General features: G+C 55.1%; 23 protein-coding genes and 7 tRNA genes. 2 read left to right on the forward strand and 28 right to left on the reverse strand.

The window, feature by feature from the left end; genetic code table 11:
- Positions 1–10 precede the first annotated feature (10 nt).
- The 8 genes from mrdB to leuS form a co-directional block, all read right to left on the reverse strand.
- The gene (gene mrdB / locus O1721_RS10275) at positions 11–1,123 is read right to left on the reverse strand and encodes a peptidoglycan glycosyltransferase MrdB (RefSeq protein WP_015571139.1); all 1,113 of its coding nucleotides are present in this window, start codon (positions 1,121–1,123) and stop codon (positions 11–13) included.
- A 2-nt stretch (positions 1,124–1,125) separates the two neighbouring features.
- Positions 1,126–3,027: a peptidoglycan DD-transpeptidase MrdA gene (mrdA, locus tag O1721_RS10280; RefSeq protein WP_015571138.1), complete on the reverse strand. Its 1,902-nt coding sequence runs from the start codon at positions 3,025–3,027 to the stop codon at positions 1,126–1,128.
- Between the two features lie 28 nt (positions 3,028–3,055).
- On the reverse strand, positions 3,056–3,523 hold the full coding sequence (gene rlmH / locus O1721_RS10285; protein WP_003858701.1) for a 23S rRNA (pseudouridine(1915)-N(3))-methyltransferase RlmH: 468 nt from the start codon (positions 3,521–3,523) through the stop codon (positions 3,056–3,058).
- A gap of 3 nt (positions 3,524–3,526) precedes the next feature.
- Complete coding sequence (rsfS, locus tag O1721_RS10290) at positions 3,527–3,844, reverse strand: ribosome silencing factor (RefSeq protein WP_003858696.1); 318 nt, start codon at positions 3,842–3,844, stop codon at positions 3,527–3,529.
- 268 nt (positions 3,845–4,112) lie between these two features.
- A complete protein-coding gene (gene nadD, locus O1721_RS10295) occupies positions 4,113–4,778 on the reverse strand; it encodes a nicotinate-nucleotide adenylyltransferase (RefSeq protein ID WP_003858694.1) in 666 nt (221 codons plus the stop codon).
- On the reverse strand, positions 4,771–5,802 hold the full coding sequence (gene holA / locus O1721_RS10300; protein ID WP_015571137.1) for a DNA polymerase III subunit delta: 1,032 nt from the start codon (positions 5,800–5,802) through the stop codon (positions 4,771–4,773). The genes nadD and holA overlap by 8 nt, the downstream gene beginning before the upstream one ends.
- Positions 5,802–6,371 carry an LPS assembly lipoprotein LptE gene (lptE, locus tag O1721_RS10305; RefSeq protein WP_006809628.1) on the reverse strand — a complete coding sequence of 190 codons (570 nt, stop codon included), beginning with the start codon at positions 6,369–6,371 and terminating at the stop codon, positions 5,802–5,804. Before lptE ends, holA begins: the two co-directional genes overlap by 1 nt.
- A 14-nt stretch (positions 6,372–6,385) precedes the next feature.
- Positions 6,386–8,968, reverse strand: coding sequence for a leucine--tRNA ligase (gene leuS, locus O1721_RS10310; protein ID WP_015571136.1), 2,583 nt, complete (start codon positions 8,966–8,968; stop codon positions 6,386–6,388).
- A gap of 214 nt (positions 8,969–9,182) precedes the next feature.
- Here leuS and O1721_RS10315 point away from each other — a divergent pair, with 214 nt between their 5' ends.
- A complete protein-coding gene (locus O1721_RS10315; RefSeq protein ID WP_032649991.1) occupies positions 9,183–9,665 on the forward strand; it encodes a zinc ribbon-containing protein in 483 nt (160 codons plus the stop codon).
- Positions 9,666–9,721: 56 nt separating this feature from the next.
- Here O1721_RS10315 and rihA read toward each other — a convergent pair whose 3' ends face one another.
- The 10 genes from rihA to miaB all read right to left on the reverse strand — a co-directional run bounded on the left by rihA (position 9,722) and on the right by miaB (position 19,970).
- Positions 9,722–10,663 (reverse strand): pyrimidine-specific ribonucleoside hydrolase RihA, encoded by a 942-nt coding sequence (gene rihA, locus O1721_RS10320; RefSeq protein WP_032647695.1) that lies wholly within the window; start codon positions 10,661–10,663, stop codon positions 9,722–9,724.
- A gap of 119 nt (positions 10,664–10,782) precedes the next feature.
- Entirely contained in the window at positions 10,783–11,508 is a 726-nt protein-coding gene (locus O1721_RS10325; RefSeq protein WP_017382465.1) for an amino acid ABC transporter ATP-binding protein, read from the reverse strand.
- Complete coding sequence (gene gltK / locus O1721_RS10330) at positions 11,508–12,182, reverse strand: glutamate/aspartate ABC transporter permease GltK (protein ID WP_003858686.1); 675 nt, start codon at positions 12,180–12,182, stop codon at positions 11,508–11,510. Before gltK ends, O1721_RS10325 begins: the two co-directional genes overlap by 1 nt.
- Positions 12,183–12,923 (reverse strand): glutamate/aspartate ABC transporter permease GltJ, encoded by a 741-nt coding sequence (gltJ, locus tag O1721_RS10335; protein WP_015571133.1) that lies wholly within the window; start codon positions 12,921–12,923, stop codon positions 12,183–12,185.
- A gap of 155 nt (positions 12,924–13,078) precedes the next feature.
- Positions 13,079–13,984, reverse strand: coding sequence for an amino acid ABC transporter substrate-binding protein (locus tag O1721_RS10340; protein WP_003858681.1), 906 nt, complete (start codon positions 13,982–13,984; stop codon positions 13,079–13,081).
- 380 nt (positions 13,985–14,364) lie between these two features.
- Positions 14,365–15,903, reverse strand: a complete 1,539-nt coding sequence (lnt, locus tag O1721_RS10345) for an apolipoprotein N-acyltransferase (protein WP_017382463.1) — start codon at positions 15,901–15,903, stop codon at positions 14,365–14,367.
- Positions 15,904–15,908: 5 nt separating this feature from the next.
- Entirely contained in the window at positions 15,909–16,787 is an 879-nt protein-coding gene (gene corC, locus O1721_RS10350; protein WP_003858679.1) for a CNNM family magnesium/cobalt transport protein CorC, read from the reverse strand.
- Positions 16,788–16,871: 84 nt separating this feature from the next.
- Entirely contained in the window at positions 16,872–17,339 is a 468-nt protein-coding gene (gene ybeY / locus O1721_RS10355; protein ID WP_017694310.1) for an rRNA maturation RNase YbeY, read from the reverse strand.
- The gene (locus O1721_RS10360; RefSeq protein WP_032647698.1) at positions 17,336–18,382 is read right to left on the reverse strand and encodes a PhoH family protein; all 1,047 of its coding nucleotides are present in this window, start codon (positions 18,380–18,382) and stop codon (positions 17,336–17,338) included. The genes ybeY and O1721_RS10360 overlap by 4 nt, the downstream gene beginning before the upstream one ends.
- A gap of 163 nt (positions 18,383–18,545) precedes the next feature.
- Complete coding sequence (gene miaB, locus O1721_RS10365; protein WP_015571130.1) at positions 18,546–19,970, reverse strand: tRNA (N6-isopentenyl adenosine(37)-C2)-methylthiotransferase MiaB; 1,425 nt, start codon at positions 19,968–19,970, stop codon at positions 18,546–18,548.
- A gap of 135 nt (positions 19,971–20,105) precedes the next feature.
- Between miaB and ubiF the strand changes: the two genes are divergently transcribed.
- The gene (gene ubiF / locus O1721_RS10370; protein WP_032647700.1) at positions 20,106–21,281 is read left to right on the forward strand and encodes a 3-demethoxyubiquinol 3-hydroxylase; all 1,176 of its coding nucleotides are present in this window, start codon (positions 20,106–20,108) and stop codon (positions 21,279–21,281) included.
- Positions 21,282–21,389: 108 nt separating this feature from the next.
- On the opposite strand, the gene O1721_RS10375 is transcribed toward ubiF, so the two are convergent.
- The 10 genes from O1721_RS10375 to nagC form a co-directional block, all read right to left on the reverse strand.
- Positions 21,390–21,464, reverse strand: a tRNA-Gln gene (locus O1721_RS10375).
- A 34-nt stretch (positions 21,465–21,498) separates the two neighbouring features.
- Positions 21,499–21,573, reverse strand: a tRNA-Gln gene (locus O1721_RS10380).
- 41 nt (positions 21,574–21,614) lie between these two features.
- Positions 21,615–21,691, reverse strand: a tRNA-Met gene (locus O1721_RS10385).
- Between the two features lie 17 nt (positions 21,692–21,708).
- Positions 21,709–21,783, reverse strand: a tRNA-Gln gene (locus tag O1721_RS10390).
- A gap of 32 nt (positions 21,784–21,815) precedes the next feature.
- A tRNA-Gln gene (locus O1721_RS10395) sits at positions 21,816–21,890 on the reverse strand.
- Between the two features lie 23 nt (positions 21,891–21,913).
- Positions 21,914–21,998: transfer RNA gene (locus O1721_RS10400), tRNA-Leu, on the reverse strand.
- Between the two features lie 8 nt (positions 21,999–22,006).
- Positions 22,007–22,083: transfer RNA gene (locus tag O1721_RS10405), tRNA-Met, on the reverse strand.
- A 225-nt stretch (positions 22,084–22,308) separates the two neighbouring features.
- Entirely contained in the window at positions 22,309–23,973 is a 1,665-nt protein-coding gene (gene asnB / locus O1721_RS10410; RefSeq protein WP_015571128.1) for an asparagine synthase B, read from the reverse strand.
- A gap of 250 nt (positions 23,974–24,223) precedes the next feature.
- Positions 24,224–24,976 carry a ribonucleotide monophosphatase NagD gene (gene nagD / locus O1721_RS10415; RefSeq protein ID WP_003858667.1) on the reverse strand — a complete coding sequence of 251 codons (753 nt, stop codon included), beginning with the start codon at positions 24,974–24,976 and terminating at the stop codon, positions 24,224–24,226.
- Positions 24,977–25,021: 45 nt separating this feature from the next.
- On the reverse strand, positions 25,022–26,242 hold the full coding sequence (gene nagC / locus O1721_RS10420; RefSeq protein WP_032647702.1) for a DNA-binding transcriptional regulator NagC: 1,221 nt from the start codon (positions 26,240–26,242) through the stop codon (positions 25,022–25,024).
- Positions 26,243–26,247: the final 5 nt, after the last annotated feature.

Below are 26,247 nucleotides of genomic sequence, written 5' to 3' on the forward strand. Positions count from 1 at the left end.
CCCCTTATTTTTATACGCTTTTGGACAACATTTTCCTGTGGGTATGGATCGACATGACGATACCAAACCCGGCCATCAACACGATCAGTGCCGAGCCCCCGTAACTCACCAGCGGCAGCGGTACGCCAACAACCGGCAGAATACCACTCACCATACCAATATTTACGAAGACATAAACGAACAAAATCAACATTAATCCGCCTGCCATCACGCGACCAAAGGTGGTTTGCGCGCGCGCGGCAATCCACAAACCTCGCATGATCAACAGCACGTAGAGTGCAAGCAGCACCAGGATGCCTACCAGCCCCAACTCCTCTGCCAGAACGGCAAAGATAAAGTCGGTGTGGCGTTCCGGTAAAAATTCGAGCTGCGACTGCGTACCGTGCAGCCAGCCTTTACCGCGCAGGCCGCCGGAGCCAATCGCAATCTTCGACTGAATAATATGATAGCCTGCGCCCAGCGGATCGGTCTCGGGATCGAGCAGCATCATGACGCGCTGACGCTGGTAATCATGCATCAGGAAGAACCAGAGGATGGGGATAAACGCGGCAACCAGCACCACGGCGATACCGATCAGACGCCAGCTCAGGCCGGACAGGAACAGGACGAACAGGCCGGAGAGGGCGATAAGAATTGAAGTACCAAGGTCCGGCTGTGCGGCCACGAGCAGCGTCGGCAGGAAAATCAGCACCAGCGCAATGGCGGTATTTTTCAACGACGGCGGGCAGACGTCGCGGTTAATAAAGCGCGCCACCATCAGCGGGACGGCGATTTTGGCGATTTCCGACGGCTGGAAGCGGACAATCCCCAGATCCAGCCAGCGTTGCGCCCCCTTCGAGATGGCGCCGAAAGCATCTACTGCCACCAACAAAATGATACAAAAAATATAGAGATAGGGTGCCCAGCCCTCGTACACGCGTGGCGGTATTTGCGCCATCACCACCATAATGACCAGACCCATGGCGATCTGGCCGATTTTACGCTCCATCATGCCGATATCCTGGCCGCTGGCGCTCCAGATAACGAGGGCGCTATAGACCAGCAGAGCCAGCAGGATCAGCAGCATGGCAGGGTCGATGTGGATCTTGTCCCACAGCGATTTTTTATTCGGATTATCCGTCATGATTATTGGTCCTCCGCCGCAGCGGCTGCCGGGTTTTCAGCTGGCAGTTCGGTGTTGTTGTCACCCAGCATGATGTGGTCGAGGATTTGACGCATGATGGTACCCACCGCCGGGCCTGCGCCGCCGTTCTCCAGAATCATCGCCACCGCAACCTGCGGGTTATCATAAGGGGCAAACGCCGTCATGAGCTTGTGGTCACGCAGACGTTCGGCAATTTTATGTGCGTTATAGGTTTCATTCGCTTTCAGACCGAAGACCTGAGCCGTACCTGATTTCGCGGCTACCTTATACGGTGCGCCAGCGAAATATTTGTGCGCCGTCCCGTTAGGGCGGTTGGCTACACCGTACATGCCGTCTTTCGCGATTTCCCAGTACCCGGAATGAATGTCACCCACCGGCGGCTCGTGCGGCTGTATCCACGGCACTTTTTTGCCGTCTTCAACGGTGCTTTGCAGCAGGTGCGGCACTTTCACAACGCCATCGTTAATGAGGATCATCATTGCCTTGTTCATTTGCAGCGGCGTTGCCGTCCAGTAGCCCTGGCCGATCCCCACCGGAATGGTGTCACCCTGATACCAGGGTTTTTTAAAGCGCTTCAGCTTCCATTCGCGGGTTGGCATGTTGCCGGAACGTTCTTCCGCCAAATCTATGCCGGTGTAATGCCCGTAGCCGAACTTGCTCATCCATTCAGACAGACGGTCAATACCCATGTCGTAGGCGACCTGATAGAAGAAGGTATCCGCCGACTCCTCCAGTGATTTGGTCACGTTCAGATGGCCGTGGCCCCATTTTTTCCAGTCGCGGTAGCGTTTCTCAGAGCCAGGCAACTGCCACCAGCCGGGGTCAAACAGACTAGTATTACGGGTGATGACGCCCGCACTCAGCGCAGACACGGCGACATACGGTTTAACCGTTGAAGCTGGAGGATAAACCCCCTGCGTTGCGCGGTTTACCAGCGGCGTGTTTGGATCGTTGAGCAGGCCGGAGTAATCCTTGCTGGAGATGCCATCCACGAACAGGTTCGGATCGTAGCTTGGCATCGAAACCATCGCCAGAATGCCGCCGGTACGCGGGTCGGTCACAATAACCGCAGCACGGCTACCCGCCAGCAGCGTCTCGATATACTGCTGTAGCTTCAGGTCGAGCGTCAGATAGACGTCATGCCCCGCCTGCGGGGGAACCTCTTTCAGCTGACGGATCACGCGGCCACGGTTGTTAACTTCAACCTCTTCATACCCGGTCTGACCGTGCAGCACGTCTTCGTAATAACGTTCGATCCCCAGCTTGCCAATATCATGGGTTGCGGCGTAGTTAGCCAGCTTGCCGTCTTTATCAAGGCGTTCGACGTCTTTATCGTTGATTTTGGAGACGTAACCAATGACGTGCGTCAGCGCGGAGCCGTAAGGATAGTAGCGGCGTTTATAGCCTTTGACTTCCACACCGGGGAAACGGTACTGGTTAACGGCAAAACGGGCGACCTGCACTTCCGTCAGGTTGGTTTTTACCGGAATGGAGGTGAAGCGGTGAGAACGTGCGCGCTCTTTTTTGAACGCAGCGATATCGTCATCAGTCAGGTCGACAACGCTTCTCAGCGCGTTCAGGGTATCCTGCACGTTATCCACTTTCTCGGGCATCATCTCTATCTGGTAGATGGTGCGATTAAGCGCCAGCGGCGTGCCGTTACGATCGTAGATAATGCCGCGGCTGGGCGCGATGGGCACCAGCTTGATACGGTTTTCGTTTGAGCGGGTCTGGTAATCGGTATAGCGGACAATTTGCAGATTATAGAGGTTGGCGATCAGCACGCCGGTAAGCAGCAAAATCCCCGTAAAGGCGACCAGCGCCCGGCGCACAAACAGCGCGGACTCAGCCGTATAGTCGCGAAAAGAATTCTGTAGTTTCATCCGCTGCTTAAATTACCCTGGTCAGTCATTACTCGCGGTGATAAGGGTGGTTGGTAGTGATGCTCCATGCGCGATACAAACTTTCTGCCACGAGAACCCGTACAAGCGGGTGGGGCAGCGTCAGCGCCGAGAGTGACCAACTTTGTTCTGCTGCCGCTTTGCAGGCGGGAGATAACCCCTCTGGTCCGCCAATCAACAGACTGACGTCCCGACCATCCTGCTTCCAGCGCTCCAGTTCGTGCGCCAGCTGCGGCGTATCCCAGGGTTTGCCCGGGATATCGAGGGTCACGATGCGGTTTTTGCCTGCGGCAGCCAGCATCAGCTCTCCCTCTTTATCGAGAATACGTTTGATATCTGCGTTCTTGCCGCGCTTTCCTGCTGGGATCTCCACCAGTTCGAACGGCATATCTTTTGGGAAACGACGCAGATACTCAGTAAAACCGGTTTGTACCCAGTCCGGCATTTTGGTGCCGACGGCGACCAGTTGCAACTTCACGCATTAACCCCAGAGTTTTTCCAGCTCATACAGGCGACGGCTCTCTTCCTGCATGACGTGGACAATCACATCGCCGAGATCGACAACCACCCAGTCAGCGGTCGCTTCACCTTCAACGCCCAGCGGAAGCAGCCCTGCCGCGCGCGATTCCTGAACAACATGGTCAGCAATCGAAACAACGTGACGAGTTGAGGTCCCGGTGCAGATGATCATGCAGTCGGTGATGCTGGATTTACCCTTAACGTCGATAGCGATGATGTCCTGACCTTTCAGGTCATCAATTTTGTCGATAACAAAATCCTGGAGTGCTTTACCCTGCAAGTTTTCCCCCTGGGTGAATGAGATTGTACAACTATGAATTCGTGGTCAGTCAGTATACCTGAACTGACGCCAGTCGCGGGACAAATGTCATCGCCCGGCTTTTGAAGGCGGGTATCATCCCACCCTCCGCCTGATATTGCATCGCCATTTTTGTAAAACAATTTCTGTAAAGCAGCGATCGGCGGGAAAGTCTGGCAGCGGAGGATATCAGTATGGCTTAGCCTGTCAAGGCAGGATAATCATTAACGGACAATTTCGCCGGCGATGCTCAGACATCTGTACTTTTCTGATACAGACCGTGCGCATGGATATAGGCCAGCACGGGCGAGGGGAGGAGATCGTCACAGTCTAAACCCTGCTGGAGACGCTCGCGGATGAGGGTTGCGGAAATATCAAACCACGGCGTTTCAGCGAGGTAAATTTTCCCGGCGGGGAGACTGTGCAGGTCTTCTATATTGTCCGTCAGATGCGCGTCAAGCCACTGCTGATGCTGTGCGTCGCGCATGGTCAGCGGGTAGCCCGGACGGCGGCAGACCAGCAGATGACTGTTTTCCAGAATGGTTTCGTACTGGTACCAGCTGGGAAAGTTGAGCAAGGAATCCTGGCCGATGATAAACGCCAGCGGTTTCATGGGCCCTTGCTCAGCGCGCCACTCCCGCAGCGTTTGCGATGTCCAGGAAGGGGTATCCCTGCGCAGTTCACGCTCATCCAGCGTGAAGAGAGGCTTATCGGCGATAGCCAGTGCGAGCATCGCTTTACGCTGCTCGCTGGTTGCTTCTGGCTGAGGACGGTGCGGCGGAACATTGTTGGGCATGATGATTACCCGCTGCAACCCAATCAAATTCGCGAGGATTTCTACCGGCTTAAGATGCCCATAGTGTACCGGGTCGAAGGTCCCGCCATACATTGCCTGTAAAGAATGCATATCACCCATCGATAAATACGTCTGCCAGCGCCTTATGGCAGAGCAGCAAAGAGAGGCTCTCCAGCTCCGCCCAGACAGACTGGCCGTAATCCTGTTTTAACGTCAGTTCGGCGCGCATCAGAAGTTGTACTGCCTGACGCAACTGCTCCTGGCTCAGGCGGTTTATCGCCTCCGTGGTCATCGCCCGACGGTTTTGCCAGACGCGATGTTTGTCGAATAAGGCGCGCAGGGGCGTGTGTGCTGACTGGCGTTTAAGGTTGTTCAGCAGCAGTAATTCGCGCTGGAGCGTACGGAGCAGAATGACCGGCTCACTCCCTTCCAGGCGCAGCTGTTGCAGGATGTGCAGAGCACGCTTACTTTTCGCCGACAGCAGCGCATCAACCCAGTGGAAGGGGGTAAAGTGCGCGGCATCATTCACCGCCTGTTCCACGCGCGGCAGCGTCAGCTTACCATCGGGCCACAGCAGGGCGAGCCTGTCCAGCGCCTGCGCCAGTGCCAGAAGGTTGCCTTCGTAGCAGTAGCATAGGAGCTGACTGGCGGCCTCATCCAGCTGCAAATTGTGCTGCTTTGCTCGCGCGGCAACCCATTTTGGCAGATGCGCCTGCTCTGGCGTCTGGCAGGTGACCAGCACCGCACTGGGGGCTAGCCGGGTAAACCAGGCCGCGTTTTCCTGCGCTTTTGTGAGTTTGTTGCCGCGTACGATAAGCAGCAGATCGTCGTGTAACAAACTTACCAGCATGGCCAGCTGTTCATTGATAGCAGCGTTAGGTCCATTCTCTGGCAGCAGGATCTGGATTGTCTGACGAGAGGCAAACAGGCTCATGGCCTGACAAAGCGAGAAGATAGCGTTCCAGTCGGTACTGTTATCGATCTGGAACGTATGATGCTCATCGAAACCCTGCGCGGCTGCCGCATGGCGAACCGCATCAAGGCTTTCCTGAAGTAACAGGGGGTCATTGCCGAGTAGCAGATAGGCCGCGCGCAGCCCTTCGTTGAGCTGCGCGCGGAGTTGTTCAGGATACAACCTGATCATCAGTTACCCAGAGACGTTGGCATATCCGGCGTGCTGGCATCCGGTGTTTCGATGACGTCAGCGCCTTTTTTCGTCGACGCGGCAATGGCAGGCAGTCTGCGGATCAGCTGTTCCGCGGCCTTATCGTACATCTCTTTGATGATAATCTGCTGTTCGGCGTCTTTTGCCAGCGCCGTCTGCGGGTTATCGAAGAACGAGCGGTAGACTTTGGTATTGATAGGGTAAATATCTTTACCTGGCATCAAGACGGCCGCATCAACGGTAAGCACCATCTGATATTCCGCCGTCCGCCCATCCTGGAAGATCGAGGCCGTATCTTGTGACAGCGTTGATTTCAGGACGCGAAGCGAAGGAACATCCTGACGCAGGGTTCCCTTCTCGATCAGCTCAACATCGTTCAAACGCAGCTGGTTACGAATGGCCCGGCTCAGCGGTCCGTTCGGATCGGATGAGTCGAAGATCATTGTTTTCATCTGAGCAGGCACTGCCGTGGTGTTGCGCAGGTGCCAGCCACAGCCAGCGGTGACCAGCACCGCCAGAGATAAGAGTATTGTTGCCAGTTGTCGCACGTTTCCTCCCGCGCTTAGCCAACGACCAGATTCAGCAGTTTACCAGGTACGTAGATCACTTTACGTACGGTAACGCCCTCAAGGTATTTCGCGACCAGATGCTCCTGGCCTGCGCGCTCGCGAACCTGTTCTTCGGTTGCGTCGACCGCGACGGTAATTTTACCGCGCACTTTACCGTTAACCTGCACCACCACCAGCGTGGTGTTTTCCACCATAGCGGATTCATCCGCCACTGGCCACGGCGCGTTGTCGATATCGCCTTCGCCTTTCAGCTCCTGCCACAGGGTGAAGCTAACGTGCGGCGTGAACGGGTTAAGCATGCGAACGACCGCCAGCAGCGCTTCACGCATTAAGGCGCGATCCTGCTCGCCGTCCTGCGGGGCTTTCGCCAGCTTGTTCATCAGTTCCATAATAGCCGCAATTGCGGTATTGAAGGTCTGACGACGACCAATATCATCGGTGACTTTCGCAATGGTTTTATGAACATCACGACGCAGCGCCTGCTGATCTTCGCTCAGTGCAGCCACGTTCAGCGCTGGCGCATCACCCTGAGAGGTGTGCTCGTACACCAGTTTCCAGACGCGTTTCAGGAAGCGGTTTGCCCCTTCAACGCCAGATTCCTGCCATTCCAGCGTCATATCTGCCGGGGAGGCGAACATCATGAACAGACGCACGGTGTCAGCGCCGTAACGCTCAACCATTACCTGCGGGTCGATACCGTTATTTTTCGACTTGGACATCTTGCTCATGCCGGTATACACCAGTTCATGACCTTCGGCGTCTTTCGCCTTCACGATACGGCCTTTCTCGTCGCGCTCCACAATCGCATCAACCGGAGAAACCCAGTTACGCTCGCCGTTCGCGCCAACGTAGTAGAACGCATCTGCCAGCACCATGCCCTGACACAGCAGCTGTTTTGCCGGCTCGTCGGAGTTGACGAGGCCTGCGTCACGCATCAGTTTATGGAAGAAGCGGAAATAGAGCAGGTGCATGATGGCGTGTTCAATGCCACCGATGTAGATGTCTACCGGCAGCCAGTAGTTTGCTGCATCGGAATCCAGCATGCCTTCTTTGTACTGCGGGCAGGTGTAGCGCGCATAGTACCAGGAGGATTCCATAAAGGTGTCGAAGGTGTCGGTTTCACGCAGCGCTGGCTGACCGTTGACGGTGGTTTTCGCCCACTCAGGATCGGCTTTGATCGGGCTGGTGATGCCGTCCATGACCACGTCTTCCGGCAGGATCACCGGCAGCTGATCTTCCGGCGTTGGCATCACGGTGCCATCTTCCAGAGTCACCATTGGGATTGGCGCACCCCAGTAACGCTGACGGGAAACGCCCCAGTCGCGCAGACGGTAGTTCACTTTACGCTCGCCCACGCCCAGGGAGGCCAGCTTGTCGGCGATGGCGTTGAAGCCTTCTTCGAAGCTCAGGCCGCTGAACTCACCGGAGTTAAACAGGGTGCCTTTTTCAGTCAGCGCTTGCTCAGAGAGATCGGGCTCAGAGCCGTCAGCAGCAAGAATAACAGGCTTGATGGTCAGGCCGTATTTGGTGGCAAATTCGTAGTCGCGCTGGTCGTGACCCGGCACGGCCATCACTGCGCCTGTGCCGTATTCCATCAGTACGAAGTTGGCGGCCCAGACAGGGATCGCTTCGCCCGTCAGCGGGTGAATGGCTTTAAAGCCGGTATCAACGCCTTTTTTCTCCATCGTCGCCATGTCGGCTTCGGCCACTTTAGTATTGCGGCATTCGTCGATGAAGGTCGCCAGTTCCGGATTGTTTTCTGCCGCTTTCTGCGCCAGCGGGTGACCTGCGGCCACGGCCAGGTAGGTCGCGCCCATGAAGGTGTCCGGACGGGTGGTATAGACGGTCAGGGTCTGGTCGTAGTTCTCAACGTTGAAGGTAATTTCCACACCTTCGGAACGGCCGATCCAGTTGCGCTGCATGGTCTTAACGGTATCTGGCCAGTGGTCCAGATTATCCAGATCGTTCAGCAGTTCGTCAGCGTAGGCGGTGATTTTGATAAACCACTGCGGGATCTCTTTACGCTCTACTTTGGTGTCGCAGCGCCAGCAGCAGCCGTCGATAACCTGCTCGTTCGCGAGAACGGTCTGGTCATTCGGACACCAGTTAACGGCAGAGGTCTTCTTGTACACCAGGCCTTTTTTATACAGCTCGGTAAAGAATTTCTGCTCCCAGCGGTAGTATTCCGGGGTACAGGTTGCCAGCTCGCGACTCCAGTCATAGCCAAAGCCCAGCATTTTCAGCTGGTTTTTCATGTACGCGATGTTGTCGTAAGTCCACGGTGCCGGTGCCGTGTTGTTTTTCACCGCCGCGCCTTCAGCAGGCAGGCCGAACGCATCCCAGCCGATAGGCTGAAGAACGTTTTTGCCCAGCATACGCTGGTAGCGCGCAATCACGTCACCGATGGTGTAGTTACGCACGTGGCCCATGTGTAGTCGACCAGAAGGATAGGGAAGCATCGACAGGCAGTAATACTTCTCTTTGCTCTCGTCTTCGGTTACTTCAAAGGTGCGCTTCTCGTCCCAGTGTTGCTGGACTTTTGATTCTATCTCTTCCGGGCGGTATTGCTCTTGCATGGCAGCCAGTGGTCCTGTGTTCAATACAGCTACAAATGTAGCCAATGGATGTGGTAATTCAGATCCGCATAGCATAGCCCAAACGCCCGCGTCAAAACAGCCTTTCACGCAAATGCACTTTGCAGGAATTTACCGGGTCTGTGCTTCACCTGACAAAGCGGCGGCGAAATAAGGTCTATTATTAGAGACAGTTACTTACCCGGGAGGCAAAATGATGAACAAGGTTGCTCAATTTTACCGTGAACTGGTAGCGACTCTGACGGAACGGCTGCGTAACGGCGAGCGTGATATCGACGCGCTGGTCGAACAGGCACGCGCACGCGTGACGCAAACGGGTGAGTTAACGCGAACCGAAGTGGAAGAGGTGACGCGCGCCGTGCGCCGTGACCTGGAGGAGTTCGCGCGAAGCTATGAAGAGAGCCAGGACGAGATCGCCGACAGCGTTTTTATGCGGGTCATCAAAGAGAGCCTGTGGCAGGAGCTGGCGGATATTACCGATAAAACTCAGCTGGAATGGCGTGAGGTGTTTCAGGATTTAAACCACCACGGTGTCTATCACAGCGGCGAAGTAGTGGGGTTGGGGAACCTGGTGTGTGAGAAGTGCCACCATCATATCGCCGTTTATACGCCGGAGGTGCTGCCGCTGTGTCCGAAGTGTGGGCACGACCAGTTCCAGCGTCGGCCATTTGAGCCGTAGGTAAAAGCAAAACTGTTTGCACCCTCTCCCTGTGGGAGAGGGGCGGGGTGAGGGCATCAGGCCGCAGAATAATAAGCCAGCCGCTCCGCCAGTAAATCCACAAACGCTTCCCGATCGATATCCACCATCACCGTGGTATTCGGCTTGTTTCCCGTCAGCGAGTAATAGTCCACCACCGTCATTCCCTGGGTATATTTCCCCTGTGTTTCCACACCAGCCCAACGCTCGACCGTGGTAAACATTTCCGGCTTCAGCAGCCAGGCGATGGTGCATGGGTCATGCAGCGGGGCGCCGTGGAAGCCCCACTTCTCGGCTTTGTGATACTCCATAAAGAAGTCGAGCAGCTCGGCCACGGTCGTTGCAACCGGGTTGCCCACAGAACGGAATCGTTCGATGTCCTGCGCCATAATTTGTGCGCGGTGGGTAACGTCCAGCCCCGCCATCACAATCGGCAGGCCCGACTGGAAGACGATTTCCGCGGCTTCCGGGTCAACGAAGATGTTGAACTCTGCTGCTGGCGTCCAGTTCCCCAGCCCCATTGCCCCGCCCATGATGACGATACGGGCGATGTTGCTGTGCAGTTCAGGATGGCTGTTCAGCAGCAGCGCTACGTTGGTCTGCGGGCCGGTCGCCACCAACGTCACGGGCTCTGCGCTCTCACGCAGCACCTTCGCCATGAGCTCGACGGCAGTGCAGTTTTGCGGTGTGAAATTCGGCTCCGGTAGCGCCGGGCCATCCAGCCCACTTTCACCGTGAACATTATCCGCAATGATCAGCTCGCGCATCAGTGGCTTAACGGCGCCACCTGCGACCGGAATATCGGTGCGTTTCAGCAGCGTCAACATGCGCAACACGTTTCGCAAGGTTTTATCCGGCGTCTGGTTCCCGGCGGAGGAGGTGACAGCTTTTACGTCCAGTTCAGGGGAAGCAAGAGCAAGGACGAGTGCGATCGCGTCATCATGACCCGGATCGCAGTCGAGAATAATTGGCTGTGCCATAGCGTTCTCCATTCTCAGCATTATTTGTGACAAGGTTAACGCTGCGATGTGACGCCGAATAGAAAAAGAGATCTAAAGCGTGAAGCAGTGCGCAATCCGCAGATTGCGCACTAAAAAGATTAATGCAGGATTTTGGCGAGGAAGTCTTTTGCACGTTCAGATTTAGGATTTGCGAAGAACTCTTCTTTTGGTGAGTCTTCAACAATTTTCCCTTCATCCATGAAGATCACGCGGTTGGCCACTTTACGGGCGAAGCCCATTTCATGCGTCACCACCATCATGGTCATCCCTTCGTGCGCCAGCTCCACCATGACGTCCAGCACTTCGTTGATCATCTCAGGGTCGAGCGCGGACGTCGGCTCATCAAACAGCATTGCCACCGGATCCATGCACAGCGCACGCGCGATTGCCACACGCTGCTGTTGGCCGCCCGAAAGCTGGGCCGGGAACTTATTCGCATGCGCAGACAGCCCGACGCGTTCCAGCAGCTTCAGCCCCTTTTCGCGCGCCGCTTTTTTGTCGCGCTTCAGCACTTTGACCTGCGCCAGCGTCAGGTTCTCAATGATGGACAGGTGAGGGAACAGCTCAAAATGCTGGAACACCATCCCTACGTGGGAGCGAAGCTGGGCAAGGTTGGTTTTCCTGTCATTTACTTTGGTGCCGTTAACGACAATCTCGCCCTGCTGGACAGGTTCCAGCCCATTAACGGTTTTGATAAGCGTGGACTTACCGGAACCGGACGGGCCGCATACCACTACCACATCGCCTTTTTTTACTTCTGTTGAGCAGTCGGTCAGCACCTGAAAGTGCCCATACCATTTAGAAACATTTTTCAGGGAAATCATTATACCGTCCTTTTCTTCAGCCAGCTGACCAACAGCGATGCGCTTAAACTAATCACAAAATAGACCCCGCCCGCGAAGAGGATCATCTCAACCTGCGTTCCGTCACGTTCGCCAATGGTGGAGGCGGTACGGAAGAAGTCTGCCAGACTCAGCACGTAGACCAGGGAGGTATCCTGGAACAGGACGATGCCCTGCGTCAGCAGCAGCGGAACCATGGCGCGAAACGCCTGCGGCAAAATAATGAGCTTCATGGACTGCCAGTGCGTCATACCGAGCGCCAGCGCAGCGCTGGACTGCCCGCGAGAGATACTCTGAATACCTGCGCGGATGATCTCTGAGTAGTAGGCGGCTTCAAACATGGAAAACGCCACCATGGCAGAGATCAGGCGGATATCGGTCTTTGGCGACAGTCCCAGTACGTTCTGTAAAAAGCCGGGAACAATCAGATAAAACCACAGCAGCACCATGACCAGTGGAATGGAGCGGAATACGTTAACGTAAGCCGTGGCAAACCAGGCGAGCGGCTTAAAGCTCGACAGGCGCATCACTGCCAGCAGGGTGCCCCAGACAATACCGACGATAATGGCGATAACGGTGATCTTTAAGGTGATTGCCAGTCCATCCAGCAGATAGGGCATGGAGGGAACAATGGAACTCCAGTCAAAATCGTACATTTATTTGCCCCCCAGATTGCCCGGCAGGCGTACTTTGCGTTCAACCAGGTTCATCACCAGCATGATGAAAGCGTTAATCAGAACATAGGCGAGCGTGATCGCCGTGAAGGATTCCCAGGCGTGAGCGGAGTAATCCAGCAGTTTGCCCGCCTGTGCCGCCATATCCACCAGACCGATGGTTGAGGCGATAGCCGAGTTTTTTACCAGGTTCATCATCTCGGACGTCATCGGCGGAACGATGACGCGGTAAGCGTTAGGCAGCAGTACGTAACGGTAGGCCTGGGGCAGAGTCAGGCCCATTGCCAGTGCCGCATTCTTTTGCCCGCGCGGCAGTGACTGTATGGCTGCACGTACCTGCTCGCAGACGCGCGCAGCGGTGAACAGCCCCAGACACAGCATAGAGGAGACAAAAAATTGTACGTTAGGATCCAGCTCGGCCTTAAACCACATGCCGAGATCTTCCGGCAGCAGTTCCGGGATCACCAGATACCAGGTAAAGAACTGCACGATCAGCGGAACGTTACGGAACAGTTCCACATAGAGCGTGCCAATCGAAGAGAGAAAACGGTTAGGGACGGTACGCAGAATACCGAACAGCGAACCGACAAGAAACGCGATAATCCACGCCGTTATCGATAACGCAACGGTAACCTGAAAGCCGCTCCACAGCCAGCCGAGATAGGTGGTGTTGCCGAACGGGGCTTGTTGCAGAAAGATGCCCCAGTTCCAGTCAATTGACATAGTAAACTCCAGAAAAAAAAGGGTAGCAGCGCTACCCTCGAAGATTGGTGAGAAGCTCAATTTTTGCGCTGAGTGGGGAACGACCACTCAACGTATAGTCTGTCCATGCTTCCCGACAATCGAGAGGGCAGGAGATCCCGCCCCTGTCGTTCTAATTAGTTAAGAGCTTTGTCGTTTGGTGATTTGAACAGCGCTTTCATGTCGTCAGACAGTTCAAAGTTCATGTTCAGGTTTTTTGGTGGAATTGGGTTCTTGAACCATTTGTCGAACCATTTTGCCGCTTCGCCGGAGGTTTGCGCCTGAGCGATGGTGTCATCGATCAGTTTCTTGAAGTCCTCGTCACCTTTACGCAGCATACAGCCGTAGGCTTCTTTCGACTGGGCGGTACCGACGATTTCCCAGTTATCTGGTTTCTTCGCTTTCGCGCGTTCGCCCGCCAGCAGGGCGTCATCCATCATAAACGCGACAGCACGGCCGCTTTCCAGGGTACGGAAGGAGTCGCCATGGTCTTTCGCGCTGATGATGCGCATGTCCATTTTCTTCTCGTCGTTCAGCTTGTGCAGCAGCACTTCGGACGTGGTACCGGAGGTCACGACAACCGCTTTGCCTTTCAGGTCAGCAAAATCTTTGATGTCGCCGCCTTTCTTCGTCAGCAGGCGGGTGCCCACAACGAAGATGGTGTCCGAGAAAGCGGCCTGTTTCTGACGCTCAAGGTTGTTGGTGGTTGAGCCACATTCAAAATCAAATGTGCCGTTTTGCAGCAGAGGAATACGGTTTTGTGAAGTGATGGGGATCAGCTTCACTTGCAGGTCAGGTTTGTTCAGCTTTTTCTTCACGGCTTCAACGATGGCGTTGGAGTAATCCTGTGAATAGCCCACGACTTTTTGCGTGTTGTCGTAGTAAGAGAACGGGACAGAAGATTCACGGTGGCCGACCACGATCACGCCGTTTTTGGCAATCTTGTCGAGAGTGCTTCCTGCTGCCGGAGCGTCTTCAGCGTGGACAACCCCCGCAGACATTCCCATAACCAGCATTGCTGTGGCCAGTTTACGTAATTGCATACCCAACTCCTTTCTTATCAGCGCCAGTGACGCATAGATACCCATTGTGATGTTGTTATATCTCGCGCAATGCGAGTGCAGTGTTATGCAAGCTTGTTAACATTTAGTCTGGCTTAATGTAAAGATTTTGCTGCGTTATTGTTTATTTTTGCGAAGCGCGCCGCACCATTCAGAGGCAATAATCCCTCGTTGCACCGTTTCGGTGCTACCGATGATCTACGCTGGTGCGACAAAGTTGCACGTTAAGCCAGACAGCGTTGATATGAATAAACAAAGCAACAGGCGTGCCAGAATTGAAGTTTGGGAGGAAATTATCGGGTGGCGGCGGCGGAGAGTAGGCCGGGTAAGGCGTAGCCGCCACCCGGCAACAGAAGGTAAGGTTATTTACGACGCTGACGCAGGCTCATCAGTACGGCGCCAAAGCCGAACAGCAAGGTCAAAATCCACAGCGGCCAGTTCCCGGTGCGCGCGTAAGGCGTAAGCCCGGTAGTTGGCGTGACGTTAGTAGTCAGCACCTCACGGGTAAATTGCGGGATCATGGCCTGGATTTCACCTTGCGGACCAATCACGGCGGTAATGCCGTTATTGGTGCTGCGCAGCAACGGACGTGCCAGCTCCAGAGAACGCATTCGCGCCATCTGGAAGTGCTGCCACGGGCCAATCGATTTACCGAACCACGCATCGTTTGAGATGGTCAGCAGATAGTCGGTGTCCGGGCGGAAATTATCGCGCACCTGCTCGCCGAGGATAATCTCGTAGCAAATGGCGGCCGTCAGGGCAAAACCGTGCGCATGCAGCTGCGGCTGAACGTAAGGGCCCCGGCTGAATGAGGACATCGGCAAATCAAAGAACGGTGCCAGTGGGCGCAGAATAGACTCCAGCGGAACAAATTCGCCAAACGGTACAAGGTGGTTTTTGTTGTAGCGATTGGTGGAGGTATAGCTGTATTCGCTGTCCTTACCGAGCGTAATGATCGTGTTGTACGTGTCATAGCGGTTCTGCTGATTGAGACGCGCATCCACAATTCCGGTGATCAGCGTACTGCCGCGCGCGCGCAGCAGATCGTCCATCATCTTCAGGAAGGGCTGCTGATTGATCTCCAGGTCCGGGATCGCAGACTCAGGCCAGATGATGAGCTGCGATTTGCCCATCACCTTTTCAGTGGCGTTGGCGTAGATTTTCAGCGTGTTCAGCAGCTGATTCTCATCCCATTTCAGGGACTGCGGGATATCGCCCTGTACCAGAGAAACCTGCGTGGCGCGCGCGGGCTCCAGCGTAAACCACTGGATATAACGCAGCGGGAAGGGCAGGGCAAACAGGATCAACGCGGCAACCAGCGGCTTCCAGTTACGTGTCACCAGAGCCAGCACCAGAAGGCCGCTGACCGCCATGAGCAGGAAGTTGATCGCCTCCACGCCCATGACCGGGGCCAGGCCTTTCAGCGGGCCGTCTACCTGGCTATAGCCGAACTGCAACCACGGGAAGCCGGTCAGTACCCAGCCGCGCAGAAATTCGGTGATTTGCCAGACAACGGGTGCCGCTATCGCCACGCGCAGCCAGGTCGTTTTTGGCCACAGGCGAGACAGGATGCCCGCGAACAGGCCGGTGTAGAGTGAGAGATAGGCGGCGAGCAGCACAACCAGGAAGACGTTAACCGGCCCCGGCATTCCGCCAAATTGCGCGATACTGACGTAGACCCAGTTGATACCAGAGCCGAACAGCCCCAGCCCCCAGAAGTAGCCAATGGCCGCGGCCTGTACCGGACGACGGTTCAGGGTAAGACCCTGTAGCCCCATCAGGGAGAGAATAGCGGCTGGCCAGATATCGTAAGGAGAAAAAGCCAGCGTACCGCTGGCTCCGAGTAACAGCGCCAGCAGCAAACGGACGCGCTGGCGTTCAAAGAGTGGGGCAAATGCCATTTACATTAATCTTCCAGTTTTGGCACCGGTGAGTCGTCCGGCATTCTGACGTGAACCTGAATAATACGTCGGCTGTCAGCCATTGCGACCTTGAACTGGTAACCATCGATGTCAACGGTTTCACCGCGGGCAGGAAGATGGCCGAAGGCCTGCATCACCAGACCACCAATGGTGTCCACTTCTTCATCGCTGAAGCTGGTGCCAAAGGTATCGTTGAAGTCTTCAATGGAGGCCAGCGCGCGCACGGTCCAGGTGTGGCGGCTCAGCTGACGGAAGTCGATATCCTCTTCTTCGTCATACTCATCTTCGATTTCGCCCACGATCAGCTCAAGGATGTCTTCGATTGTGACCAGACCGGAAACGCCACCAAATTCATCAATAACAATCGCCATGTGATAGCGCTGGGAGCGAAACTCCTTCAGCATCCGATCCACACGTTTACTTTCCGGCACAACCACGGCCGGGCGTAACACCTTTTCCATACTGAAGGCTTCGGCATCGCTGCGCATAAACGGCAGCAGATCTTTCGCCATCAAAATCCCTTCAATGTGATCTTTGTCTTCGCTGATGACCGGGAAACGTGAGTGAGCCGATTCGATAATCACATCGAGGCACTCGTCCAGCGTCTGGTTGCGTTTCAGGGTAATCATCTGCGAGCGGGGGATCATGATGTCGCGGACGCGCTGGTCGGCGATGTCCATCACCCCTTCGAGCATTTCGCGCGTATCTTCGTCGATAAGGTCGTTCTGCCCGGAATCACGAATCAGCTCCAGCAGTTCATCACGGTTTTTCGGTTCGCCGTGGAAAAGCTGGTTCAGAATGAGGGAGAAAAATCCCTTTTTAGTGGTTGTCGTGTCGCTACTGTGTGAATTGTCGTCGCTCATGGCGTTTGTTAAGGGTTCTCTTGTTAGTTCAATGTTAACCGCCGCGCTATGTCCCTGCGCGGCGGCATGGTAGTCAGTGACTGACTATTCTTTCTCGGCAATGTACGGATCCTCATAGCCCAGAGCAAGCATTATCTCTGTCTCGAGGGATTCCATCTCTTCCGCTTCGTCATCTTCAATATGGTCGTAACCCAGAAGATGCAGGCTACCGTGCACCACCATGTGTGCCCAGTGCGCTTCCAGCGGCTTTTGCTGCTCTTTGGCTTCCTGCTCAACCACCTGACGGCAGATGATCAGATCGCCCAGCAGCGGCATCTCAATGCCCGGAGGGGCTTCGAACGGGAAAGAGAGCACGTTGGTCGGCTTATCTTTCCCGCGGTAGGTCAGGTTGAGCTCATGGCTTTCTGCTTCATCCACCAGGCGAATCGTGACCTCTGATTCTTCCTGAAACTGGGGGATAACGGCATCCAGCCATTTCTGAAACTGTGCCTCTTCTGGCATGCCGGAATTATCATCACAGGCCAGCTGTAAATCGAGGATCACCTGACTCATTTCTGTTCATGCTCCTGCGCTTCGCGCTTACGTTCTGCGGCCAGTTCGGCCCTGCGCTGCTGATCTGCCTCTTCCCAGGCCTCATAAGCGTTAACGATACGCGCGACCACGGGATGGCGTACCACGTCTTCACTGTGGAAGAAGTTAAAGCTGATTTCCTCTACCTCGGCCAGGACTTCGATGGCGTGACGCAGACCCGATTTGGTGTTACGCGGCAGGTCAATCTGGGTGACGTCACCGGTGATAACCGCTTTCGAGTTAAAGCCAATACGCGTCAGGAACATCTTCATCTGTTCGATGGTGGTGTTCTGGCTCTCATCCAGAATGATGAACGCGTCGTTAAGCGTACGGCCACGCATGTAGGCCAGCGGAGCAACTTCAATCACGTTACGCTCGATGAGCTTTTCAACTTTCTCGAAGCCGAGCATTTCGAACAGCGCGTCATACAGCGGACGCAGGTAGGGATCTACTTTCTGACTCAAATCGCCCGGCAGGAAGCCCAGTTTTTCACCGGCTTCAACAGCAGGGCGGGTCAGCAGGATACGGCGGATCTCCTGACGCTCGAGCGCATCAACCGCAGCGGCAACCGCCAGATAGGTTTTACCCGTACCCGCCGGGCCTACGCCGAAGGTGATGTCGTGGTCGAGAATGTTGGCGATGTACTGCGCCTGGTTCGGGGTACGAGGCTTAATCACGCCGCGTTTAGTTTTGATGTTGATGGCTTTGCCATAGTCCGGCACGCTTTCCGCGCTCTGCTCAAGCACGCGCGCCTCTTTAATGGCCAGGTGGATCTGTTCAGGTTCAATATCCTGGATCTCACCGCGCATCGGGGCGGTATCAACATACAGGCTGCGGAGAATATCTGCCGCGGCGTTGACGCAGATTGGGCGTCCGGTGAGTTTGAAATGGTTATCGCGACGATTGATTTCGATACCCAGACGTCGCTCCAGTTGTTTGATATTGTCATCAAACGGCCCGCACAGGCTCAGCAGGCGAGCGTTGTCTGCGGGCTCAAGGCTAATTTCACGCGTATCTATGTTCAAACTGTTCCTCTTTAATTGGTTAACTGACCTGTGGCCACACGGCGTAATAAAACGGTCATTACCGAAATTATTCACGCCACAGAATAAAGGCGCAAGCGTTGCGGTAGATATTGGGGGCGATGAGAGGAAATACAAGGCCTGCCGGACAGGCAGGCCAGAAGGATCAAGGCTGGTAAATACCCACGCCAGAATCGTTGACTTTGCGGGTGCGAGAGATAACGGATTCCGGAGTCTGTGCAATTCGCAGACCCATTTCGTCCTCAGTGCGTACCACCTTCCCGCGCAGCGAGTTCGTGAGTACTTCGACAATCTCGACGTCCACAAACTTACCGATCATGTCCGGGGTGCCTTCAAAATTCACCACGCGGTTATTTTCGGTTCGACCAGACAGTTCCATGACGCTTTTACGGGAGGTGCCTTCCACCAGAATACGCTGGACAGTGCCGAGCATACGACGACTCCAGGCGTTGGCCTGCTGGTTGATACGCTCCTGTAGAATATACAGACGCTGCTTTTTCTCTTCTTCCGGCACATCGTCAACCATATCGGCCGCAGGGGTGCCCGGGCGCGCAGAGAAGATAAAGCTGTAGCTGACGTCGAAATTCACCTCGCCGATAAGCTTCATGGTGCGCTCGAAGTCATCAGCGGTTTCGCCAGGGAAGCCGACGATAAAGTCGGAGCTAATCTGGATATCCGGGCGCGCTTCACGCAGCTTGCGGATGGTGGACTTATACTCCAGCACCGTATGTGGACGACCCATCAGGTTCAGCACGCGGTCAGAGCCGCACTGGATCGGCAGGTGCAGGAAGCTTACCAGCTCTGGCGTATCGCGATAGACGTCAATAATGTCGTCGGTAAATTCCATCGGATGGCTGGTGGTAAAGCGAATACGGTCAATGCCGTCAATCGCCGCCACCAGACGCAGCAGTTCAGCAAAGCTGCCGGTGGTGCCGTCGTAGTTTTCCCCGCGCCAGGCGTTAACGTTCTGACCCAGCAGGTTCACTTCACGAACGCCCTGCGCGGCAAGCTGCGCGATTTCAAACAGAATATCGTCTGCCGGGCGGCTCACTTCTTCACCGCGGGTGTAAGGCACCACGCAGTAAGTACAGTATTTGTTGCAGCCTTCCATGATGGAGACGAAGGCGGTCGGGCCATCAGCGCGCGGCTCAGGCAGACGGTCAAATTTCTCGATCTCCGGGAAGCTCACGTCAACCACCGGGCTACGGCTGCCGCGAACCTGATTAATCATCTCTGGCAGGCGGTGCAGGGTCTGAGGGCCAAAAACGATATCCACATAGGGGGCTCTCTGGCGGATCAGCTTACCTTCCTGCGATGCGACGCAGCCACCCACGCCAATGATCAGGTCCGGATTTTTCCGTTTGAGAAGCTTCCAGCGGCCTAACACATGAAAGACTTTTTCCTGTGCTTTTTCACGAATTGAACAGGTGTTCAGCAGCAGCACATCGGCTTCTTTCGCATTTTCAGTCAGCTGGTATCCGTGGGTGGTATCCAGCAGATCGGCCATCTTCGATGAATCGTATTCGTTCATCTGACAGCCCCAGGTTTTTATATGGAGTTTTTTAGTCATCGACTTGCTCAGCTCAGGATTGCAAGCCGCGTATTGTAATGCTTTGGTGCGGTTGTGACCAGTATGAAGGTTGTCAACCTCAGGGCCGCAAAAATCCGGTAAACTTAAGGTATTCTCCAATAAGGAATAGTGACCATGACACTCCTGAACACCGAAGTTGCCGTTGTTGGCGGCGGTATGGTCGGCGGCGCACTGGCGCTGGGGCTGGCGCAGCAGGGATTTGACGTAACCGTTATTGAACAGGCGGCTCCGCCGGCATTCGATCCTGCCAGCCAACCGGACGTGCGTATTTCCGCCATCAGCGCGGCCTCTGTTGATCTGCTTCGCGGGCTGGGCGTCTGGGAGGCGGTGCTGGCGATGCGCGCGCACCCATACAGCCGTCTTGAAACCTGGGAGTGGGAAAATGCTCACGTGTCGTTTGATGCCGCCGAGCTGAAACTGCCGCGCCTGGGCTATATGGTGGAAAACAACGTGCTCCAGCAGGCACTCTGGCAGGCGCTGGAGGCGCACCCGAAGGTGACGCTGCGCGTTCCGGACTCGCTGAAAGGCCTGCATCGTCATGAGAGCGGATATCTCCTGACGCTGGACAACGACGATGAGCTGGCCGTGAAGCTGGTGGTGGGGGCGGATGGCGCGAACTCGCAGGTCAGGCAGATGGCAGGCATTGGGATCCATGCCTGGCAGTACCAGCAGTCCTGCATGCTGATCACCGTGCAGTCAGAAAACGCGCCGGGCGAAAGCACCTGGCAGCATTTTACGCCGAACGGCCCGCATGCATTCTTACCGCTGTTTGATAACTGGGCTTCGCTGGTGTGGTACGACAAACCGGCGCGCATTCGACAGTTGCAGGGGCTGTCCATGGATCAGTTGCAGCGCGAAATCCGCCAGCACTTCCCGAGCCGTCTGGGCAACGTGACCCCGGTTGCCGCCGGCGCATTCCCGCTGATGCGACGCCATGCGTTGCAGTATGCCCGTGAAGGACTGGTGCTGGTGGGGGACGCGGCGCACACCATTCATCCGCTGGCGGGGCAGGGGGTGAATCTGGGATACCGTGACGTCGATGCGTTACTGGATGTGCTGGGTAACGCTCGCGCCCACGCGGAAGCCTGGGCCAGCCATCAGGTACTGAAGCGCTACCAGACGCGCCGTATGGCGGATAACTTCATTATGCAGTCGGGGATGGATCTGTTCTATGCCGGGTTCAGCAATGATGTTGGTCCGGTGCGTATAGTGCGCAATATTGGATTGATGGCGGCGGAGCGTGCCGGTGGGCTGAAGCGTCAGGCCCTGAAATACGCCCTCGGACTCTGATCTTTATTCCCTCTCCCCGTGGGAGAGGGTTAGGGTGAGGGCATCAGGCCGCACTATTCTGAACAACAAAAACAAAAAAGCCCGCAGAGCGGGCTTGTTTGTTTTAAGTGGCTGGGGTGCAGGGATTCGAACCCCGGAATGCTGGTATCAGAAACCAGAGCCTTACCGCTTGGCGACACCCCAATTGCGTTAAACAAACTGCTTAACGACTTTAAAGTGGCTGGGGTACGAGGATTCGAACCTCGGAATGCCGGAATCAGAATCCGGTGCCTTACCGCTTGGCGATACCCCAACAATGTTCAGTTTACCGAATCGTATTCGATAACATAAATATGGTGGCTACGACGGGATTCGAACCTGTGACCCCATCATTATGAGTGATGTGCTCTAACCAACTGAGCTACGTAGCCAGTACTGCAATCTTCGATGGCTGGGGTACCTGGATTCGAACCAGGGAATGCCGGTATCAAAAACCGGTGCCTTACCGCTTGGCGATACCCCAATACCGCGGAGAACCGCATAATCGAAGAAATATGGCTGGGGTACCTGGATTCGAACCAGGGAATGCCGGTATCAAAAACCGGTGCCTTACCGCTTGGCGATACCCCATCCGTGCAACGCTTACCTGGGAATGGTGCGGGAGGCGAGACTTGAACTCGCACACCTTGCGGCGCCAGAACCTAAATCTGGTGCGTCTACCAATTTCGCCACTCCCGCAAAAAAGATGGTGGCTACGACGGGATTCGAACCTGTGACCCCATCATTATGAGTGATGTGCTCTAACCAACTGAGCTACGTAGCCATCTTTTTTTCGCGTTACCTTATCGGCGTTGCGGGGCGCATTATGCGTATAGACCCTTGCAGCGTCAACACCTTTTTCAATGAAAATAGCCGGAATGTGACTGTTTGGTTAGGTTGCGAACAGCGAGGCCGAATATTCGACAATTATTGGTTATTAATCGATTTTATGCGGAGAAAAGAGAGGCAAAAAAATCAGGCCCCGGAGGGCCTGATGATACTCTGAACATTATTTATAGGCAGACTGGTGAACGCCCACCGCGCGTCCTGACGGATCGTTCATCGCTTTGAATGATTCATCCCATTCAATGGCTTTAGCAGAAGAGCAGGCGACCGATGGGCCACCCGGTACGCACTCTGCTGCGCTTGGAACCGGGAACAGCTCCTCAAAGATCTCACGGTACAAATACGCTTCTTTCGAGGCTGGCGTGTTGTACGGGAAACGGAAGCTCGCAGTTTCCAGTTGTTGATCAGAAACCTGTTTCGCCGCCACCTCTTTCAGGGTGTCGATCCAGCTGTAACCCACGCCATCCGAGAACTGCTCTTTCTGACGCCACGCCACGCTCGCCGGCAGGTAGGATTCAAAACATTCTCGCAGGATATGTTTCTCCATTTTGCCGTTGCCGCACATTTTGTCCTGCGGGTTGATGCGCATCGCCACATCAAGGAATTTCTTATCGAGGAACGGCACGCGGGCTTCCACACCCCAGGCGGACATCGCTTTGTTGGCGCGCGCGCAGTCAAACATGTGCAGCGCCTGTAGCTTACGCACCGTTTCTTCATGCAGCTCTTTGGCGTTTGGCGCTTTGTGGAAATAGAGGTAACCGCCAAATACTTCGTCAGAACCCTCGCCGGAGAGCACCATCTTGATGCCCATCGCTTTGATCTTCCGCGACATCAAATACATCGGCGTGGAGGCGCGAATGGTGGTCACATCATAGGTTTCAATGTGATAGATCACATCGCGGATCGCATCCAGACCTTCCTGTACGGTGAAGTGAATTTCATGGTGCACCGTGCCGAGATGATTTGCCACTTCCTGGGCGGCTTTCAGGTCAGGTGCCCCTTCCAGACCCACGGCAAAGGAGTGCAGCTGCGGCCACCAGGCTTCAGAGCGCTCCTGATCTTCCACGCGACGTGCGGCGAATTTCTTGGTGATCGCGGAGATCACGGAGGAGTCCAGACCGCCGGAGAGCAGTACGCCGTAAGGTACGTCTGACATCAGGTGGCTTTTCACTGACTCTTCCAGGGCCTGACGCAGTTCGGCTTTGTCCGTCACGTTGTCTTTCACCGCCTCATAATCAAACCAGTCGCGCTGGTAGTACGGGCGGATCTCGCCGTCTTTACTCCACAGGTAGCTACCTGCCGGGAACTCTTTGATGGTGCGGCACACCGGTACCAGGGCTTTCATCTCTGAGGCAACGTAGAAGTTGCCGTGCTCATCGTGTCCCATGTACAGCGGGATAATACCGATATGGTCGCGGCCAATCAGGTAAGCGTCTTTTTCGCTGTCGTACAGCGCGAAGGCGAACATACCTTGCAGATCGTCGAGGAACTCCGGGCCTTTCTCCTGATACAGCGCCAGGATCACTTCGCAGTCTGAGCCGGTCTGAAACGCGTAGCGATCGCCGTACTCGGCACGCAGCGCCTGATGGTTGTAAATTTCACCGTTAACAGCCAGCGCGTGCGTTTTTTTCTCGTTATACAGCGGCTGTGCGCCAGCGTTGACATCAACAATGGAGAGACGTTCATGAGCCAGAATCGCTTTATCGCTGGCGTATACGCCTGACCAGTCCGGACCGCGATGGCGCATCAGGCGGGACAATTCGAGTGCTTTTTTACGCAGTTCGCCCGCGTCAGTTTTAATATCCAGTACGCCAAAAATAGAACACATAACCTTCTCCGTTAACCCTGTTGCGTTGTGATGTTGCTTGCTTATGAAAATGCCGCAAAAGGGGGAGGGGGCGCAAGCGTTTTACCGATGAAAACGTAAAAAGTGCAATGGCAATTGCCGAATCTTAAAAAAAGAGTATGTGTTAAGCGATATTATTGATGATTTCTCAATGAAGGGCTGATTTCGTTAGATGAAGTGATGTTTTCAGACAGCAGAAATGAAAAACCACGCCCTGAGGCGTGGTTCTGAATCAAATAACGTCGATTTCGTCGACAGAGGGGTAAATCCAGCTTGGCCGAAACGGCATCGTATCAATGTCATCAAGCTGTGAAACGCCAGAAAGCACCAGGATGGTTTCAAGCCCCGCCTGGAAGCCAGCCAGAATATCGGTACGCAGGTTGTCGCCCACGATGACGGTTTCTTCTGAGTGTGCCTGCATCGTATTCAGTGCGGCGCGGATGATCCACGGGCTCGGTTTACCGACAACAAACGGCTTACGACCCGAGATTTTTTCGATACCGGCGCACAGCGCACCGCAGGCGGGATAAAAACCACGACCGTGCGTGTCCGGGTTGGTGGCGATAAAACGCGCACCGTTGGCGACAAAGTAGGCTGCCTTATGCATCATCTCCCAGTTAAAGGAGCGCGTTTCGCCCACGATGACAAAGTCCGGGTTCACGTCGGTGATGGTGAAGCCCGCTTTATACAGCTCGTGGATCAGCGCACCTTCACCAACGACATAGGCTTTTTTGCCTTCCTGACGCTTCAGGAAATCCGCGGTCGCCATCGCAGAGGTATAGAACACGCTGTCCGGGACGTTGACGCCTGCGGTAGCAAAGCGGTTTGCCAGATCCTGACCAGTCTGTGAAGGGTAGTTCGTGAGAAGAACCAGTGGCATTCCTTTGTCGATGATGCGGTGAAGAAACTCCGCAGCACCCGGCACGGCAACGTTGTCGTGCATCAGCACGCCGTCGATATCACAAATTACATTCTTAATGGTCATGGACAATCCGACATCAAAAAAAGAAGGCGTTACTATAAGGTCCGATCAGGATTCCAGCAAATGTTGTAGCAGGATCCCGTTGAGCATGGCACGTTTTACCAGGGCGAATGCGCCAATTGCCGAGCGGTGATCGAGCGTAGATCGCACCACCGGCAAATTCTGGCGAAATGCCTTCAGCGCCTGGGTATTGATGCAGCCTTCAATGGCGGGCAGTAACACTTTTTCGGCTTCAACGATCTCGCCGGCAATCACCACTTTCTGCGGATTAAACAGGTTGATGGCAATGGCGATGGTCTTACCCAGGTGGCGTCCTACCTGTTCGATCACTTCGCAGGCCAGCGCATCGCCTTTGTTTGCCGCTTTGCAGATGACGCCGATCTTACAATCGTCCAGCGTGACGCGGCTCTGGTAACCCTGCTCCAGCAGATGGCGAACGCGATGTTCAATGGCGGCATTGGCGGCAACGGTTTCAAGACAGCCAAAGTTACCGCAGTGGCAGCGCTCGCCAAGCGGTTCCACCTGGATATGACCAATCTCGCCTACGTTACCGTTACGGCCAATAAAAATACGGCCATTCGAGATGATGCCCGCACCTGTACCACGGTGAACGCGCACCAGAATAGAGTCTTCGCAGTCCTGGCTCGCACCAAAGTAGTGCTCCGCCAGCGCCAGCGAGCGAATATCGTGACCAACAAAGCAGGTCAGCTTGAAGCGCTTTTCCAGCGCCTCAACCAGCCCCCAGTTCTCTACCTTAATATGCGGCATGTAGCGAATAACGCCGCTTTCCGGGTCAACCAGGCCGGGCAAAATCACCGAGATGGCGATGAGTTCACGGATCTTGCGCTGACAGCTTTCGATGAAATGCGCAATGGTATTCAGCAACGCGTGTTCAAGCGTCTCCTGCGTGCGCTCAGGAAGGGGGTAGTGTTCTTCGGCAATGGCCTTGCTGCTCAGATCGTAGAGCGTAAGCGTGGTGTCATGACGTCCTAAGCGAACGCCAATGGCCTGAAAATTGCGGGTTTCCGTGACGATGGAAATCGCGCGGCGGCCCCCGGTGGAGGCCTGCTGATCGACTTCTTTGATCAGGCCGCGCTCAATAAGCTGACGTGTAATTTTTGTCACGCTGGCGGGAGCAAGCTGGCTTTGTTCGGCTATCTGAATGCGTGAGATTGGCCCGTGCTGGTCAATCAGGCGATAAACCGCCGCGCTGTTAAGTTGTTTAACGAGATCGACATTACCGATTTGAGCTTGTCCGCCTGGTGTCATACTTT

The organism is Enterobacter cloacae complex sp. HYC033_NIDB (assembly GCF_056673335.1).